12 protein-coding genes are annotated in these 17,626 nt (G+C 37.1%); 4 read left to right on the top strand and 8 right to left on the bottom strand.

Annotated features, from left to right (window positions below):
• Nucleotides 1-125: 125 nt before the first annotated feature.
• The 5 genes from odhB to ACQKN2_RS09375 form a co-directional block, all read right to left on the bottom strand.
• The gene (odhB, locus tag ACQKN2_RS09355; protein ID WP_427414731.1) at nucleotides 126-1,367 is read right to left on the bottom strand and encodes a 2-oxoglutarate dehydrogenase complex dihydrolipoyllysine-residue succinyltransferase; all 1,242 of its coding nucleotides are present in this window, start codon (nucleotides 1,365-1,367) and stop codon (nucleotides 126-128) included.
• A gap of 91 nt (nucleotides 1,368-1,458) precedes the next feature.
• Entirely contained in the window at nucleotides 1,459-4,284 is a 2,826-nt protein-coding gene (locus ACQKN2_RS09360; protein WP_427414732.1) for a 2-oxoglutarate dehydrogenase E1 component, read from the bottom strand.
• Between the two features lie 232 nt (nucleotides 4,285-4,516).
• The gene (locus ACQKN2_RS09365; RefSeq protein ID WP_427414733.1) at nucleotides 4,517-5,902 is read right to left on the bottom strand and encodes a sensor histidine kinase; all 1,386 of its coding nucleotides are present in this window, start codon (nucleotides 5,900-5,902) and stop codon (nucleotides 4,517-4,519) included.
• Nucleotides 5,899-6,573: a response regulator transcription factor gene (locus ACQKN2_RS09370; RefSeq protein WP_427414734.1), complete on the bottom strand. Its 675-nt coding sequence runs from the start codon at nucleotides 6,571-6,573 to the stop codon at nucleotides 5,899-5,901. Before ACQKN2_RS09370 ends, ACQKN2_RS09365 begins: the two co-directional genes overlap by 4 nt.
• A 195-nt stretch (nucleotides 6,574-6,768) precedes the next feature.
• A complete protein-coding gene (locus ACQKN2_RS09375) occupies nucleotides 6,769-8,796 on the bottom strand; it encodes a diguanylate cyclase domain-containing protein (RefSeq protein ID WP_427414735.1) in 2,028 nt (675 codons plus the stop codon).
• Nucleotides 8,797-9,339: 543 nt separating this feature from the next.
• Between ACQKN2_RS09375 and ACQKN2_RS09380 the strand changes: the two genes are divergently transcribed.
• Complete coding sequence (locus tag ACQKN2_RS09380) at nucleotides 9,340-9,888, top strand: GNAT family N-acetyltransferase (protein ID WP_427414736.1); 549 nt, start codon at nucleotides 9,340-9,342, stop codon at nucleotides 9,886-9,888.
• 184 nt (nucleotides 9,889-10,072) lie between these two features.
• On the opposite strand, the gene ACQKN2_RS09385 is transcribed toward ACQKN2_RS09380, so the two are convergent.
• Complete coding sequence (locus ACQKN2_RS09385; protein ID WP_427414737.1) at nucleotides 10,073-11,149, bottom strand: undecaprenyldiphospho-muramoylpentapeptide beta-N-acetylglucosaminyltransferase; 1,077 nt, start codon at nucleotides 11,147-11,149, stop codon at nucleotides 10,073-10,075.
• A gap of 691 nt (nucleotides 11,150-11,840) precedes the next feature.
• Here ACQKN2_RS09385 and ACQKN2_RS09390 point away from each other — a divergent pair.
• From ACQKN2_RS09390 to ACQKN2_RS09400, 3 genes are all read left to right on the top strand, one after another.
• Complete coding sequence (locus tag ACQKN2_RS09390) at nucleotides 11,841-13,211, top strand: MATE family efflux transporter (RefSeq protein WP_427414738.1); 1,371 nt, start codon at nucleotides 11,841-11,843, stop codon at nucleotides 13,209-13,211.
• Between the two features lie 214 nt (nucleotides 13,212-13,425).
• Nucleotides 13,426-14,019, top strand: coding sequence for an ArsR/SmtB family transcription factor (locus ACQKN2_RS09395; protein ID WP_427414739.1), 594 nt, complete (start codon nucleotides 13,426-13,428; stop codon nucleotides 14,017-14,019).
• Between the two features lie 32 nt (nucleotides 14,020-14,051).
• The gene (locus ACQKN2_RS09400; protein WP_427414740.1) at nucleotides 14,052-15,302 is read left to right on the top strand and encodes an MFS transporter; all 1,251 of its coding nucleotides are present in this window, start codon (nucleotides 14,052-14,054) and stop codon (nucleotides 15,300-15,302) included.
• A 341-nt stretch (nucleotides 15,303-15,643) separates the two neighbouring features.
• Here ACQKN2_RS09400 and ACQKN2_RS09405 read toward each other — a convergent pair whose 3' ends face one another.
• Entirely contained in the window at nucleotides 15,644-16,366 is a 723-nt protein-coding gene (locus tag ACQKN2_RS09405) for a CAP domain-containing protein (RefSeq protein WP_427414741.1), read from the bottom strand.
• Between the two features lie 348 nt (nucleotides 16,367-16,714).
• Nucleotides 16,715-17,617 (bottom strand): CobW family GTP-binding protein, encoded by a 903-nt coding sequence (locus ACQKN2_RS09410; protein WP_427414742.1) that lies wholly within the window; start codon nucleotides 17,615-17,617, stop codon nucleotides 16,715-16,717.
• Nucleotides 17,618-17,626 lie beyond the last annotated feature (9 nt).

Genomic DNA, 17,626 nt, shown 5'->3' on the forward strand with positions numbered 1-17,626 from the left:
AGGCAAAATTAAAAATGAGTCCGGTGCAATACCGAACTCATTTTACCCAAGCTGCCTAATGAAATAACCGTGTCTAACTTTTAGGGGTCACTTCAATGTTCGCAAGGTTTTATCAAACTCAGGTATTAAGAATTTAATAATAAATCTTCTGGGTTTTCAAGTAATTCTTTAACAGTTTTAAGGAAGCCTACAGAATCTTTACCATCGATAATACGGTGGTCATAAGAAAGAGCTAAGTACATCATTGGGCGAATTTCTACTTCACCATTCACTTCAACTGGACGTTTTTTGATAGAGTGCATACCAAGGATACCAGCTTGTGTACCATTCATGATAGGTGTAGACATTAATGAACCGAATACCCCACCATTTGTAATTGTGAATGAGCCACCTGAAAGATCAGCTAAACCTAATTTTTTGTCGCGTGCTTTTTTCGCTAGATCTGCAATTGAATCTTCAATTTCAGCAAAGTTTTTGCGGTCAGCGTCACGTACTACTGGTACTACTAAACCTTCTTCTGTTGATACAGCTACACCAATATCAAAGAAGTTGTTTAAGTGAATTTCATCACCAGAGATTTGTGCATTCACATATGGGTATTTTTTAAGTGCTGCAACTACAGCTTTTGTGAAGAATGACATGAAACCAAGTTTGGAGCCAGTTGACTCGAAGAATTGGTCTTTTTTACGAGAACGTAAAGCCATAACGTTTGTCATATCTACTTCGTTGAATGTTGTTAACATTGCTGTAGATTGTTTTACTTCAAGTAAGCGTTTTGCAATTGTTTGACGACGACGGCTCATTTTCTCAACTGTCACGCGTGATTCATCTACAGCTGCAACTGCTTTAGGTGCTGCTGGTGCTGCTTGTGGTGCTGCTACTGGAGCTGTACCATGAGCTGCAACGTCTTGTACACGTACACGTCCTTGTGGATCTACTGGAGATACAGCAGCAAGGTCAATACCTTTTTCGCGAGCAAGTCTACGTGCTGCTGGAGATGCGATTACACGCTCACCAGAAGTTTCTTCTACAACTGGAGCTGCTGCAACTGGGGCAGGTGCCGCTTGTGGTGCTGCTGGTGCTGGTGCTGGTGCTGCCTCAACTGGAGCCGCCGGAGCAGGTGCTGCACCTTCGCCAGCTTCTACAACTGCGATTACTTGACCTACAAGTACAGTATCGCCTTCTTCAGCTAAAATTTGAGTTAAAACTCCAGCTTCTTCAGAAATGATTTCAGCGTTTACTTTGTCTGTTTCAAGTTCAACGATGAATTCACCTTTTTCAACGCGATCGCCCACTTTTTTAACCCACTGTGCGATACTACCTTCTGTAATCGATTCTGCTAATTCAGGGACTTTAATTTCAGCCACTTTCATTTCCTCCTTTAATTAACGTGCATTGGTGCACATAAAAGGGCTACTGCCTAAGCAAGTAGCCCGGCTTTTAATAGTTATTATGTGATTATTTAACCTTTACAGGCTCAGCAACTGCTTCTTCTACAAGTGCGGCTTGAGCTGCTTTATGAGAATCTGCATCACCTTCAGAAGTCGAGCTCATTGCAGGACGGCCTACATAACGTAGCTTTTTACCTTCTGAAAGGTCGTGTAATGTTTCTAATGCATAATTCCAAGAACCTTGGTTTTTAGGTTCTTCTTGTACCCAAACGATTTCTTTTACATTAGGATACTTAGCAATAATACCAGCAACTTGCTCTTTTGGGAATGGGTAAAGTTGTTCTACACGAGTAATGTGTACGTGATCGAAGCCTTCACCGTCTTTAATACGGTCTGCAATGTCGATCATGACTTTACCTGAACCTAAAACAATGCGCTCTACAGCTTCTGGTTTTGAACCTAGGCCTGGTTGCTCAATTACTTCTTGGAATGAACCATTTGCTAATTGATCAGCATTCGCTGCAGCTAATGGGTGACGAAGTAAGTACTTAGGTGATACAACCACAAGTGGACGAACGCCTTCTGTACCTAATAATGCTGCTTGACGACGTAATAAGTGGTAGTAGTTACCTGCGTTAGAGCAGTTTGCTACGAACCAGTTGTTTTCAGCAGACATTTGTAAGTAACGTTCCATACGGCTTGAAGAGTGTTCTGGACCTTGACCTTCATAACCATGTGGTAAAAGAATAACTAGACCAGATTTTTGACCCCATTTAGCACGTGCACCTGAAATAAAGTTATCGAACATAACTTGTGCCATGTTAGCAAAGTCACCAAATTGAGCTTCCCAAACTGATAGTACATGGCCATTTTCTAAATTGTAACCATATTCAAAGCCCACTACCCCAGCTTCTGTAAGTGGAGAGTTGTGTACTGAAAATGATGCATTTGCACCTGAAATATGGTGAAGTGGCGTGAATAAATTGCCATTGTTTTTGTCATGTAACACTAAGTGACGTTGAGAGAACGTACCACGTTGTGCATCTTGACCTGTAAAACGAACTGGTGTGCCATCTTGAATAATTGTTGCATAAGCTAAAGTTTCTGCATGACCCCAATCGATTTTTGCAGAAGCAAATGCATCACGGCGTTTTTCTAAAATTTTGCCAAGTTTTTTCTGTGGTTCAAAGTTTTCTTCAAACACTAAAAGCTCTTCATTAATTTTTTCTAAACGTTCCGCACCAACTGCTGTATCAATTTGTGGGCATTCTACTTTTAATTCTTCTGGCATTTCTAAATGTTTATGCTCATCTTTATCTGCCATTTCTCTTACATGATCATAAGCTGCTTGCATTTCTGCATAAATAGCTTTATCTAGTGCAGCTACTTCATCAGCAGAAACTACACCTTCAGCCGCTAATTGAGCACCGTATAAAGCGCGAACTGGTTCATGTTTAGCAACTAATTTATATGTTTCAGGGTTTGTTACAGTCGGATCATCCGTTTCATTGTGACCATGACGACGGTAACCCATAAGGTCAACGATTATATCTTTACCGAATTTTTGACGGTAGCTAGCTGCGAAACGACCAACTAAAGTTACAGATTCAGGGCTATCTGCATTTACATGCACAACTGGTACTTCGTAACCTTTTGCTGGGTCAGAAGAGTAAACAGATGAACGAGAGTCTTGTAATTCAGTTGTAAATCCGATCATGTTGTTAGCAATGATGTGAATTGTACCACCAGTAGTGAACCCTTCAGTTTTTGCAAAGTTTAATACTTCTGTTACGATCCCTTGACCTGGGAACGCAGCGTCACCATGCACAAGAATACCTAATCCTTTAGTGCGGTTATGAATAGCTTGCCCTGGTTTAGAAGTGTCATCTTGTGCAGCACGTGCAGTACCTAAAACAACCGGATTTCCTACTTCTAAGTGAGATGGATTGTAAGCAAGTTTAACATTCATACCAGATTCACGGTTGTAAGAAGCACCCATGTGGTACTTTACATCACCAGTCCAGCCTTTAGTAATTTCAAGGCGACCATCTTCTGGCATAAACAATTCATTAGAAACATGTGCAAAGTCAGAGAACATCATGTCGTATGGTTTATTTAAAATGTGTGTTAACACATTTAAACGACCACGGTGGGCCATACCAATACGTACATTTTCAACGTTATTTGTTTCAGATGTTTTTAAAATTTCATCGAAAAGAACGATTTGAGTATCTAAACCTTCACCAGAGAAACGCTTTTGACCTACAAAAGTTTTATGAATAAACTTCTCGAAGTTTTCAACACGAGTTAAACGATCTAATAAAGCTTTTTTCTCATTAGAAGCTAATGCTTGTTTAAATGAGCCTGTTTCAATTTGTGCTTGAATCCAATCACGTTCTTCTGTTGTTACTACGTGATTATATTCAAATGCTACTTTATCTGTATAAACAGATTTTAAGTAATCGATTGCATCTTTACCATTTTTCACGTTTGCTGGCACATCTTTGAAGAAGACAGCTGCAGGAATTTCAGCTAAATCTGCAGCGCTTAAGTTGAACGCGCTTTCTTCAATTTGAGCTGTTTGTAGTTCACGGTTTTTCAAAGGATAAATATCTGCCGCTAAATGACCGTTTGTACGGATTGCATCTGCTAATTTCACAGCTGCTAACACTTTCTTGTAATCGCCAGCAGGAGCTGCTGCTGCATTACTAGCTACAGCTACTTCACCTTCTACTACTACTGGTGCACCAAATTGTTGGAATAATAATACTAACTCCGGTTCTACTTCTTCAGGAGACTGTAAGAATAAGTCGTATTGCTCCATCACATATCCTAGGTTAGGACCAGAGAAAGCTGACCATGGAGAACTTACAGTTGTAACGTTGTTCGACATGAAAAATGACCTCCAAATTTTGCCTTTCGGCAGTTCCATTAATTAAATTACAATTAATTATATAATATTTCTCCGCTCTTTAAAAGGATGTTTAACACAACATACCCATAATTTAAAGAACGTTTTTTCCATCTCAATCTTACTACTCTTCACAAAAAATACAACTCTTTTTAGCAAATTAAGCAAATTTTTTCCCAAAGGATAGAATAATGAAATAAAGCGTGTATTTTTCTCAATATTTTAGCGGGAATTTCATGAAGAAAACGGTTCCAACATTTTTTTCACTCTTGACTTCTACAGAGCCATTGTATTTTTCTAGTAACATTTTCGTAATACTTAGTCCTAAGCCAGTACCTCCGATTTGACGATTTCTGGCCTCATCAACCCGATAAAAACGGTCAAAAATAAATGGAATATTTTCCTCCACTATTCCAATTCCATTATCCTCTATCCTTAACAACATTTCCTTTCCTGAAACAGCTAGTGAAATTTGAATTTGAGGAGTTATTTCACAATAACGAATTGCGTTTTCTATTATATTACGAACAATTTGGCTAAGTGCATTTTCTGTTATAAATATCCGCCCTATTTCCTCATCATTCGACAGCGTTATTCGAGCTTCTGGGTGAAGGAGTCTTGTCTCCTCTATAACTGATTCTATTACAGCTACTGCATCAGCCTCACAATCGATATCTTTTTCCTCACGACGAGCAAGTTCTAGTAATTCTTCGATCATCTTACGCATTCGTGCAATTTCCGTTAGCGAAGTATCAATAGATTCCTCTAAAATTTCCGGATCATCCTTCCCCCATCTTTTCAAAAGGGAGAGATGCCCTTCAATTGCTTGAATAGGCGTTCGTAACTCATGAGAGGCATCTGCAACAAATTGTTGCTGCTGTGCAAATGAAATTTGTAATTCATTCATCATCGTGTTGTACATTTTCAATAAATCACCTATCTCATCATGAGAGGTGTAAGTTAATTGAATTGGTTCATTAAATCCTTTATCCATAACGGTTTTCATCGATGAACGTAACGTACGTAGTGGTTTCATCAAATAATTGGCAAGATAATAGCCAATAGATGCTGACAACAATAATGCTCCTAAGCCCGCTATTAACATCGTCGTCAATAAATAATGCATCAAAGACTGGAACTTTGATAATGGATGAATCACCTGAATATATCCTTGAAAGAAACCAAGTTGAATTGGTTCATTAATGACAAAGACATCTTTTTTATCAATCGTCATATCAATGATTTCCCCCATTGAAGTAAGCGGTGCAGCCTGAGAAGTATTATTAATACGAAGAATCTGAACGCCATCTAAATTAAACATTCTAATGGTTTGATCACGATCAGCAATAGAATCTATAAGACCTTTATTTTGCTGAATTTCCTGTATGGTAAGATTGGGTCCCTGTGACTCTAAAAAATACACCAAATCATCACTTGTTCGTTTGATATTACTGGCCTCATCATTTGATAGCCATGTATGAAGTGAAATATATACGACAATACAAATAATTGTATAGCTAAAAAATATAACAGCACTAGATGTTAGCATCCATTTTCTTTGTAATGACTGATTGACTAAATAATCTCTCCATTTTTTCATTCACGCATCACATACCCAACCCCACGAACGGTTTCGATATAGGCATTCACATCACCCGGTAGTTTTGTTCGTAAATGCCGAATATATACATCTACGACATTTGTCTCTATATCCGTATCATACCCCCAAACAGAGGTTAAAATTAGCTCTCGTGTACAAACTTTATTTTTATGTTCTATTAATAATTTGAGTAAATCATATTCTGTTTTCGTTAAATCAAGCTTGTTCCCTTGTACAATAACTTCATAGGCCTCAATATCAATTTCGATGTCTCGAAAATGTAATGATCCTCCCATTTTTTCATCAGGTGACACCCGACGTAAAATAGTACGAATTCTAGCTAATAGTTCTTCAATAGCGAATGGTTTTACTATGTAGTCATCTGCACCAGCATCTAAGCCAGCTACGCGATCCATCACGGCATCTCGTGCCGTTAACAATATAATAGGTACCTTTGACTGTAAACGTATCCGACGACAAATTTCAATTCCATTTATCCCCGGTAGCATCACATCTAATAACAGCACATCACAATTTTCGGATGCAGCTAGCTCAAGTCCTTCACGTCCATCAAAAGCAACTAATACATCATAGCCTTCATGCTTTAATTCTAGCTCCACAAAACGAGCTATATGCTTCTCATCTTCCACCAGAAGTATTTTTTTAGGCATTTCATCACCTTCTAATTTAAATTAACTAAGAGGGGTTTCCTCTTTAATACGGTTATAGCATACCATCAAACAAAAAGTCTGTACCACAAGCAACTACTTGTAGTACAGACTTTTTTAACTTCTAAAAGAAGTGGACGCATTGTTTATCTGCGTGAAACCGAAGCGACAGCGGCAAATATGCCGAAGCATAATTGATTAAATGTCAGTAATATAGAGATTATTTTTTCCGATTTCCTTCGCTTTATACAAAGCTTGATCTGCTAATTCTAGCAATTCATTTAATGTTTGACCGTGATCCGGAAAATAAGCGATTCCAATGGATGCTGTTGGAGCAAAGTGATGTCCTTCAATCGTCCAACCTTTTTTTAGTTCATTACGGATGCGATGAATAATATCCATCATTTGAGTATTCCTTTTCTTATCATCCCGAGTTAACCCTGTTAAAACAACAATAAATTCATCGCCACCTATACGAATCACTAAATCGTGATTACGTACCGCAGTAAGTAATACTTGACCAAACCTTCGGATAAAATCATCCCCCGTGTCATGACCATGCCGATCATTTACATGCTTAAAGTCATCACCATCGATATAGAGCATAGCTAAGCAATCATTATGTTCCTTTGCTTCTGCCAATAATTTCGGGAACTCCTTGTTTAAAAAACGGCGATTTGGTAGTTGTGTTAACGTATCATGATAGGCTAAATACAATAGATCATTCTCTCGTTTCTTACGATGAGAAATCTCACGAGATACCATCATTATTTGTGAAACTTTTTCGCGCTTTGGATCATGAACAACTGTTACGTTTCCTTCTGTCCAAACAGGCGTACCGTCCTTCGCCTTTAGCAGTAGCTCAAATTTTGTTTCCGTTTGACCAGAAAAATCATTTAGAAACGTTTGCCAAGCCTTCTTGCTTTGTTCATCGACAATGTTATTGTAAAACTGACCTTGTAATTCTACATTTTCGTAGCCCAAATACATCTCATAGGAGGGCGAGGCATAAATAATGATGCCATCTTCGCTTGTAATAACAATTAAATCATTTGTATTTTCTGTAATTAAACGGAATGTGCGCTCAATATTTTTCAATTTCGTTAACATTCTTTTCTTGTCCGTAATATCATAGTTAATGGATAAAAATTGTTCTGTCTCGCCAAATTCATTTTTCAATGGAACAATAGTTGCTTCTACCCAAAAATCAGCATGGAATTTTGTACGATAGCATAGCTCCCCTCGCCAAATACTCCCCGCTTGAAGTGTTTTCTTAAGTAATTGTAATAACTCTTTTGTATTGTTACGAGGCTCGATTAATTCTAAAGAAGATTGACCTATTAGTTCTTCTGCTATGAAGCCAGTTGCATTTAAAAACAAATCATTCACTTCTAAAATTTTTGCATTTCTATCTAAAACAGCAATGGAAGCTGCAGAATTGAGAGCAGCCTTAAAAACCTCTAAACCATGAGATTTTGAGCGTAACTCTGCCTTTTGATCGGTGAATTGTGTGAAATCCTGCATGATAAGAAAAATAGCAAAAGAGTTATCCCCCTGCATAACAGGGGATAGTGAAACTAAATACTTGCGTTCTTTTTTATCCAGTGTATGAAGCGTAATGAGTTTTTCACCAATATTTTCGCCCATAGCTGCTCTTTGTAAATAATTTTGGATGTTTTCTACTTCATCTTTAGGAACGATGGGTAGATAAACGAATAATTGCTGTTTAACCGATTCAGTATCTAATTCAAAGTCTTCTGTGAAGCTGGAATTCACTTCAAAAATAGTCCCCTCAGCTGATAAGATGACCGTCGAAAAGAAGGCATGATCAAACATTGAGCGCAGAAATAAAAACTTATCTTCGATGCTACGATCATAGAGAATCTCTTTAGTTATGGCTAAAATATAGTCTTCTTTATTATGTTTAAGCGGTCGAACAGATGTCTCATATTTACGAACCTCTGATTGATAATAGGCATAATCCACATAATCAACTTGACTATGCATCGAAATCGCTCGATTGTAGTTTTCTTGTATTATAGAAAAATTACGACTTGGGGTAAGGGTAGAAAGCATTTTCCCAATCGCCTCATGTGGAAATAAAGCTCTAGCTGCTTGATTTAAGCGAATATATTGATATTCGTCTCCCACTTTTTTCATTAAAAAGACAAAATCTTTGCCATTAAATAAGTCATTAAATAAGTCTTCGCTTAAAAGATATTCCATGCTGTCCACCCCATAAGTCGTTAATAGTAATATAGAATTTTCATATAGTTTTTGTTCATACAAAAAAATCAATACTACTATTATAACATAATTTAAAAGAACTACCCTTCTCGAATTGGAAAATTTATATCCTTTTAAGGATAATTTTTGATATTTTACCTCTTTTGAAGAAATAACATAATCCTAAAGAAACATTATTTTATTCATAAATTGATATTTTAGACTTAATACTCTTTGAAATTATATATTAACAATTTTTAACCATATACCCGATTACCTATTTTTCAGAATTTTCCGACACGGAAACTTATTTTTCGTTTTAGCGAGGAAAATGATTGCATAAAGCAGTCTGATTGTTATATTATATTAAAAAAACTAGCCTTTTTTCGGTATGGTCGAAAAATCAGTAAGACAGCGGGAGATTATGGTTATCATAGTTTTAACGTCTAGTTCTTTGGGTTTTAATTCCAGTACGAATTTTAGTTTTCTTCTTTATGTTTTAAAGGAATTGTTTTAACTACCCTAGTAAAGGAGGCGTTTCGTATGCTTAAACATCGAGACCTACATGAATGTACAGAGCTCTATGAGCTATTATCACACCCTTCTGTATTCCCTTTTGTCCGTCAAAAAGCCACATCTGCTGATGAATATTGGTTTATGACAAAACAATTGATTGAAGAGGAAGCGAAGGGACTCGCTATTTCAAGGACAATTACTGATGATTGGGGTCAACCAATCGGCACCATTAGCATTCATGATGTGGAGGATGGTGCAGGCTTTATAGGAACGTGGATTGGACTCCCTTATCAAGGGTTAGGTTATAACCAAAAAGCTAAAATGCTTTTTTTGAACGAACTATTTTTTGATTATAACTTCCATACGGTATTTCTCCGTATTCGTGTTGAAAATATAAAATCGCAGCGTGCAGCCTTAAAGCTACCTTATGTTATGAGCGCAAATGAAAGTCACCCAACATTGTTAGCTCAGGTTAACAGAGGCGAGGCGCAATTTAATTTATATAAAATTCCAAAAGACTTGTTCTATCTTACAACTGCCAATCAAGTGGCAGAAGGCGAAGAACAAGCGATGTAATCTATTTGTTTTTTTCATTTATCGAAACTGTAATCAGCGGGGGTTTTCTTCACCCCCACTGATTATTTGTCTTCATCAATCGGGCTTTTACGTCACAGGTAAATTACTGTCCGTTCATGCATGATAAAAATAAGCTATGTGCACTGACTTCATGACAGGCACATAGCTTTTATTTTTAGGCTTTCTACTTTTTATATTGTAAAATCAATTTCGCCATTTCTTCTGGCGTTTTCGGGCTTTGTGTTTTTTCCATCGTTGCAACCATTTCTGCTTTGCTCTCTGTTAACACATGAACCGATTTTTTAAAGGATTCCTTTGTTAACTCTTCCTCTTGTAACACTTCCGCATAGCCTTGTTTTTTAAATAACTTGGCATTTAATATTTGGTCACCACGACTTTTTTGTGCAGATAACGGCACTAATAACATCGGTTTATGAAGTGCTAAAAATTCAAAAATCGAATTAGAGCCAGCACGTGAGACGATAAAGTCTGCCGCGTGTAATAAATCTGGTAATTCCGTTGTCACATATTCAAACTGTTTGTATCCAGCCGTAGATTCATATGATTTGTCGTAATTCCCTTTACCGCACAAATGAATGATGTGAAACTGCTTGACAAGCTCTGGTAAATTTTGACGAAGTGCATCATTCAAGACAACTGACCCTAGACTCCCTCCCATCACAAGAAGAACAGGTTTTAATGTGGTAAAGCCACAAAGAGATAATCCTTTCGCTCGATCTCCCATAAATAACTCTTGGCGAATAATGGAGCCTGTGCATGTGGCCTTTTCTTTCGGTAGGTGCTGTAAAGTTTCCTCGAAAATCGTAAAGATGTGAGATGCAAATGGTAGCGCAATTTTATTGGCCAAGCCAGGTGTAACATCTGATTCATGAATGACTACTGGAACACCAGCAAGTTTCGCAGCCATGACAACAGGTACAGATACAAAGCCGCCCTTTGAAAAAATGACTTGTGGTTTCACTTTTTTGATAATACGAAAAGCCTGCATCATTCCAGCAAGCACTTTAAATGGGTCTGTAAAATTTTTCATTGAGAAATAGCGGCGCAATTTCCCACTTGAAATACCGTAAAACGGAACACTAGGAAACGCCTCACCTATTAATTCTTTTTCAATGCCTTGGTCTGAGCCAATATAATGGACATCATAACCTAGTTCTTGTAAAGACGGGAGTATCGCTTGATTAAGCGATACATGACCAGCTGTCCCTCCACCGGTTAAAATGATTGTTTGTTGTTTCACTTAAATTCTCCTATTCCATCAATTATGCACCGGCATAATTGCGTCCGAAATCGGCTTTGTGTTTAGGCCTGCTGAGGGCCGACACAATGTCGGTCATTTCGGTAATGCCACAGGATGTGGCGTTTTTACCGATGCAGGTCAGTTAGCCGTTATCGCATGGATGCGATGATTTTAGGCTAACATCCTATATTGAACACCTTTCCAATTCCGTGACATCCGCCGGAGGCTTTGGGCCAACACGATGTTGGTCACTCAGTCATTGCCACAGGACGTGGCGTTCTTAGACTGAGTTCCTTCTTTCAGTGGATGCTTGGACACGCACTAAAAAGTAACTTAAACTCGTATTCATCTCGTCACCTATATAGGTGGTGACTTTCGCTGAAAGAAGTTAAAAGCCATTGTAGCCATCACTACTTTTGTATACAGTCTCTTATTTTACTATATGCGAACGAAAAGATACAGATGAAGCTTTTAACTTCTTTCAGCAAGTGTTTTATGTAACGTAAGTGAAACGGCAGTTACAAGTGTCTTTTGTACCGAAAAGCGTAGCGACAGGTACAGAGGTCCAATCACCTGAAATAGAGGAACTCAGTCCGACGAATTATCTCGAGGCAAAAATTGATTTTTTCAACTTTTCTCTATTTAGTATGCTATACTAATTCATTATGTTAATGAAGGAAGATTATTCACTATGAATCAAACAACTACGTTAAAAGAAAAATATGCATTAATCTTAAAAATTATCGTACCTATTTTAGTCACGCAAGTAGCAATTTATCTGATTTCATTCTTTGATATTTTAATGTCGAGTCGGTACGGTACCGCTGACCTAGCTGGAGTATCAATCGGCTCCTCTATTTGGATGCCAATTTACATTGGGTTATCTGGAATTCTCCTTGCGATCACACCTATCGTCTCACAGCTCGTTGGAGCTAAAAAAGAGTTGGCAGCAAAGAAGGCTGTTCAGCAAGGAATCTATGTAGCCATCGTTTTAGCGGTACTTATTTTTATTGTGTTAGTAGTCGGTATAGATTGGATTCTTGGCAATATGGATTTAGAAACCTCAGTACATACGATTGCTAAATCCTATATACAAGCAATGTGCGCCGGACTAATACCACTCTTTTTATTTTTTGTCATGCGCTGTTTTATCGATGCGCTTGGAAAAACTCGCGTTACAATGATTATTACATTACTTACAACTCCTATTAATATTGTCTTGAATTATATTTTTATTTTCGGCAAGTTTGGTGCACCTGAGCTTGGCGGAATCGGTGCAGGCGTTGCAACGGCGATTACATACTGGCTTGTTTTCTTGATCACAGTTTGGATTATTGCAAAACGCGTGCCCTTTGAACACTTCCGACTATTCCATGACTGGCCAAAATTAGAATGGCTTCGTTGGAAGGAAATTTTAATCATTGGTGTACCAATCGGCATATCCTTATTTGCAGAAACGAGTATTTTTTCTGCTGTTACGATGATGATGAGTAGCTTTAGTACAGAAATCATTGCAGCTCATCAAATAGCATTAAATTTCACCAGCTTGTTGTATATGGTACCTCTTAGTATTTCGATGGGCGTTACGATATTAGTTGGTTTTGAAATAGGTGCTGGACGTATGCACGATGCTAGACTCTATAGCTATTTGTGTGTCGGGACCGCGATTTTATTTAGCTTTATTTCAGCTTGTATCCTTTTTATCCTTCGTGAACCCGTTGCAAATATGTATACAACTGATGGAAAAGTGCTTGAATACGCCGTTCATTTTTTAATATTTGCAGCCATTTTCCAGCTATCAGACGCTATCCAAGCGCCTGTACAAGGCGCTTTAAGGGGATACAAGGATGTTACTGTGACCTTTATTATGGCCATCATTTCGTATTGGGTTATCGGTTTGCCTGTCGGTTATGTACTGGCTACTCATACAGACTTCGGACCGTTTGGTTACTGGATTGGACTAGTGGCAGGTCTGACTACAGGAGCAATTACTTTATTAATACGCTTATTACTTGTTCAAAAAAGATATGCAAAGACGGATAAAACAACAATAGCAAACTAGACTTTGTTCTAGTTTGCTTTTTTCATTATTTAACGAATCCTCCAAGTTATATGAATAAAATCTTCTTTCTCCTTACGTTACAACCCCTCCCCTAACATTAAGCCTGCTTTGAAGGTATTGAAAAATAAAATTTCCAAAAAATGATTTACATGTATTTTTTTACAGTTTATAATACAGTTAATATTTATTAACCGGTTAAAAAGGTGGTTATTGTATGAAGCAAAAATCTATTTCAATGATTGAATCTTACGAACAATTAAAGGCTATAAGTGATCCACTGAGAACAAAGATGCTGATTTATTTGGTCGAACAGCCCTATACTGTACACATGTTAGCAAACGAGCTTAACCTATCCAGAGCCAAAATCCTATATCACATTCGGGAATTAGAGAAACATGGAATCATTAAGCTTGTAAGGACTGAAGAACGAGGAGGAAATTTATTAAAGTATTATCAAGCAATAGCAAGAGGATTTATCCCTGCAGATCATTTGCTTAATTATGTTGAATCTAAAGAAGCTACAAGACAATCATTTTTAGAAGTATTAAGTCGCGCTAAAACGCGTGTGCTAGCTGCACCTGATGAAACATTCAGATTACATTCCTCAAATGTAGAAGAATGGAACAATCTTTCTCTCCAAACAGAATTTAAAGTTAGCCAAGAAAAGTTCCTAGAATTCACTCAAAAATATAGAGCGCTTCTAGAAGAATTAATTGGTGGTAACACCGAAGAAGAAGAAAAACAACATTATTATTTAATGACGACTGCGTTTCAAATTGAAGAGCCTATTTTTACGAAAAAGAATTAACGTGAAAACATCTTTGTGATGGAGGGATTGGATTGAGTAATCAAGAGGTACTTTGGTCACCCCCAAACGAGGGGAATTCTTCATCTTTATTTAAAAATCGCGCTTTTATTTTTCTATGGCTATCGAGTACAGCCTCTTTTATAGCTTTATCTACCTACTTATTCGCTGAACAATGGTATATTATTACGGTTTTGAAAATGGAATCAGCCTTAGGAATCGTTATGATGATGACAATGATTTTTCGCATTCTCTTTATGATAGTTGGAGGAGTATGGGCAGACCGGTTTAGAAGGTCACGTATTATGCTTGTTTCAAGCTTTATACGATTTGTTATAGTTGCTGTTATGATTCTCTTCCTTCAAATGAGCATCCTTGAAATTTGGTCGCTTATTGGTTTTGCCATATTATTTGGAATTGTAGATGCATTCTTTTCCCCAGCCAATACGTCAATGCTGCCATTGTTAGTTTCGAGCAGTTCTATAACAAGAGCTAATTCATTTTTACAAAGCTCAAATCAGATTGCCATGTTTTCTGGACCTATGATAGGCGGATGGATTTTATCAAAAGGAACGTTTAGTCTTTTGTTTTCCATGATTGCTGCTTTTTTGTTTATGACCTTCCTATTTTCATGTTGTATTAGAGAGCAGAAAAAGAACGCTCCCTCGAATAATGGTTCTACGAAAGACGAACTTTTGGATGGACTAAAGTATGTTTGGAATATGTCATTTCTGAAAAACATGCTCATAATTCTTATTATCGTTAATTTTTTCTTTTTCGGCCCCCTTCAAATGGGTATTCCTCTTATTATTAATAATGTAATCCATGGAGAAGCATTACATTTAAGTTTTTTACAGAGCTCCTATCAGGGAGGAATGTTGGCAGGGGCGTTAACAGTAGGAATCGTTAATTTCAGAAAAAAAAGAGGTTTATCCATCTTAATCATCATCAACGTACTTGGCATTTGTTTATCCTTACTTGGGTACATTCATTTTCTTTGGCAAGGTATTTTTTTATTATCCATTATGGGGATACTTTCTTCTATCATCAATGTATCGCTTATTTCAATAATTCAAGAAAAGAGCCAGCAAGATAAAATAGGCAGAGTGATGAGCCTAGTAAACGCATTTTCGAACGGGCTCGTTCCACTCTCATATGCTTTTGTTTCTATTGCCCTTGTAATGAATATGACTATATCCAATATAATGTTATATTGTGGATGTCTAATTATGATTATATCTTTGTTGTATATTTTTAAGCCAAATGTTATTAAGGACGTAGATTAAAACAACTTTTTCACACTTTTAAATAAAGATAATTTCGGTTCCGGGCTACTCACTTTCCTATGAGCGTGCGTCGAGCCAATTACTACGACTCGCTTTAATTAATGTGAGTGATGCCAGAAGGTTCATATGAAATCAACCCCTCGTTTTGCCAAAGAGCCATACTTTATTGCCATACTTTATTTATTATGGCACCTTAATTTCACTGACATAATAGTTTTTTGCACTATGAATTTTAACTATAATCATTTCTAATTTGTATTTTTGCAAAAAAAGATGTCCACTAAGCCATTTACGACTTAGTGGACATCCTATTATTCAATGAAGCTATTCAATTTATACGATTATTTTTGGATAAATTGTTGAGTCCAGTAGTTACCTGATTTCACATAGCCAACACCAATATGCGTAAATTTCTCATTTAAAATATTCGCACGGTGACCTGGTGAATTCATCCAACCTTGTACTACTTCTTGAGGTGTACGTTGACCTTGTGCAATATTTTCACCTGCACTCTTATACGTAATACCTAAAGCTTTCATACGATCAAATGGTGAACCGAATGTTGGGCTTGTATGTGAAAAATAGTTTTTAGATTGCATATCTTGTGATTTTTCACGTGCAGCTGCCATCAATTTATCATCTGTTTTAAATGGTGCTAAACCTGCTTTTGTACGTTCAGCATTCGTTAATTTCACAACTTCTTGTTCAAAAGCATTCACATCTGAAGTAGTTGTTGATGGTGAAGATTGAGCTGGTTTAGTAGCTGTATTATCTTTTTGAGTTGTTTGTGTATTGTTATTTGTTGTTGCTTGTGTATTGTTATTTGATGTTTGATTATTTTCTGGTACTTGTACTTCTTTTGATGGTGCTTGTGATTGTGGTAGATTTACATACCACTTATGATTTGACCACTGGTTTGACCATTGATTGGACCATTTATAAGAATAAACTTTATTACAGTCTGTAGTTGTGTTCCCCTCTGTAGTATTTTCTGCAGCGGAAGCCATTTGAATTGGAGCTGCTAATAAAAATGTTGCACAAATTGCAGTTAGTGTTTTTTTCATTTTTGCAATTCCTCCTTCTCTGCAAACAATCGTAAAGTACGATTTTCATAAATTTCTTACCAGCATCTGCTAGCAACACCATCATAGAAATAGATTCGCGTCAAATAGAGGGTTTTTAGCATTGGTTTTTAGCAGGTTTCACCAACCTATGAAATACTTACGTTATAAATAGGGTTGACACCTCTTAAAAACTATCAAATATTTTCAAAATTCAAATAGTTTTTAACGCGCACTCACACAAAAAAACTGCCATAATTTCTACTAACAGAAAGACGATACGAACAAAACTTTCGTCTGACAAGTAGAATTTGACAGTTTTAAGATTTCTATTTTAACTAACTTCAGCGTTTACTCAATACCAATGACGTTTAAACTACTTACATCTTCACCAATGATCACGAGTTTTGCGGGCATTTTTACATACTCTGGAAGCCATTGGACCATGCCGTATGCATATTGAAACAGCATAGGATTTTTGACACCTTCAATTGGCACATAACCTTTCATTCGATACACAGTTTCAGGCAATGTACGTACCCAATCCTCAAATTGCTCTTGTGTAAAGTTAACGTCTTTAAATTCAACTAATCGTGAGCCCAGATGCATCGATGCTATAGGCGCTTTCACAATATCTTGTTTATCCACCTGTACTGTTGCCTTTAAATCTTCTAATAATCGTAACGGCACGCGCCCATTTGTAGTTTGCAAAATAAAGGCATGAGGATTAAAACCTTGTAGCTCATAAACAACCTGTGCCTGCTCAGCTTCTGTTAGTAAATCCGTTTTATTGGCCAATAATAAGTGTGCGTGACGGATTTGTTCCATAAATAAAGAGCGCACTTGCGGAGTTAATGTCTCTCGGTTTAGCCACAGCTTCGAATCAGCAACTGTGACAATTCCTTTGATATTTAACTTTTCTGCAAATAACGGTGAGTAAACAGCGTCTAATGCTTCCACAGGATGTGCAGCACCTGTTGTTTCAATAATGAGGACATCAAAGTCACTATCTAATAGAAGAGATTGAATTTGTGCCTCTGTTTTTTCGGCGCCAGAGCAGCAAATACAGCCCTCTAACATTTCCTTTAACGGAATATCCTTTTCCACAGCCTGTGAGTCAAATGGTAGCTTTCCAAGCTCATTCATAATGACAGCGGGCTTTAAATTTTTTTCCTTTAGTTGTCGAATAACATCTGTTAGCATAGATGTTTTTCCGCTACCTAAAAAACCACTAAATAAGTATACGTCCTTCATAATTATTAC

The organism is Lysinibacillus sp. NPDC093688 (assembly GCF_050280145.1).
Classification (GTDB): Bacteria; Bacillota; Bacilli; order Bacillales_A; family Planococcaceae; genus Lysinibacillus; species Lysinibacillus xylanilyticus_B.

Bases quoted from the DNA above. Each gene is read 5' to 3' on its own strand.
- ACQKN2_RS09360 (WP_427414732.1), bottom strand. From the start codon at position 4,284: ATGTCGAACAACGTTACAACTGTAAGTTCTCCATGGTCAGCTTTCTCT.
- ACQKN2_RS09365 (WP_427414733.1), bottom strand. From the start codon at position 5,902: ATGAAAAAATGGAGAGATTATTTAGTCAATCAGTCATTACAAAGAAAA.
- ACQKN2_RS09370 (WP_427414734.1), bottom strand. From the start codon at position 6,573: ATGCCTAAAAAAATACTTCTGGTGGAAGATGAGAAGCATATAGCTCGT.
- ACQKN2_RS09375 (WP_427414735.1), bottom strand. From the start codon at position 8,796: ATGGAATATCTTTTAAGCGAAGACTTATTTAATGACTTATTTAATGGC.
- ACQKN2_RS09380 (WP_427414736.1), top strand. From the start codon at position 9,340: ATGCTTAAACATCGAGACCTACATGAATGTACAGAGCTCTATGAGCTA.
- ACQKN2_RS09390 (WP_427414738.1), top strand. From the start codon at position 11,841: ATGAATCAAACAACTACGTTAAAAGAAAAATATGCATTAATCTTAAAA.
- ACQKN2_RS09395 (WP_427414739.1), top strand. From the start codon at position 13,426: ATGAAGCAAAAATCTATTTCAATGATTGAATCTTACGAACAATTAAAG.
- ACQKN2_RS09405 (WP_427414741.1), bottom strand. From the start codon at position 16,366: ATGAAAAAAACACTAACTGCAATTTGTGCAACATTTTTATTAGCAGCT.
- ACQKN2_RS09410 (WP_427414742.1), bottom strand. From the start codon at position 17,617: ATGAAGGACGTATACTTATTTAGTGGTTTTTTAGGTAGCGGAAAAACA.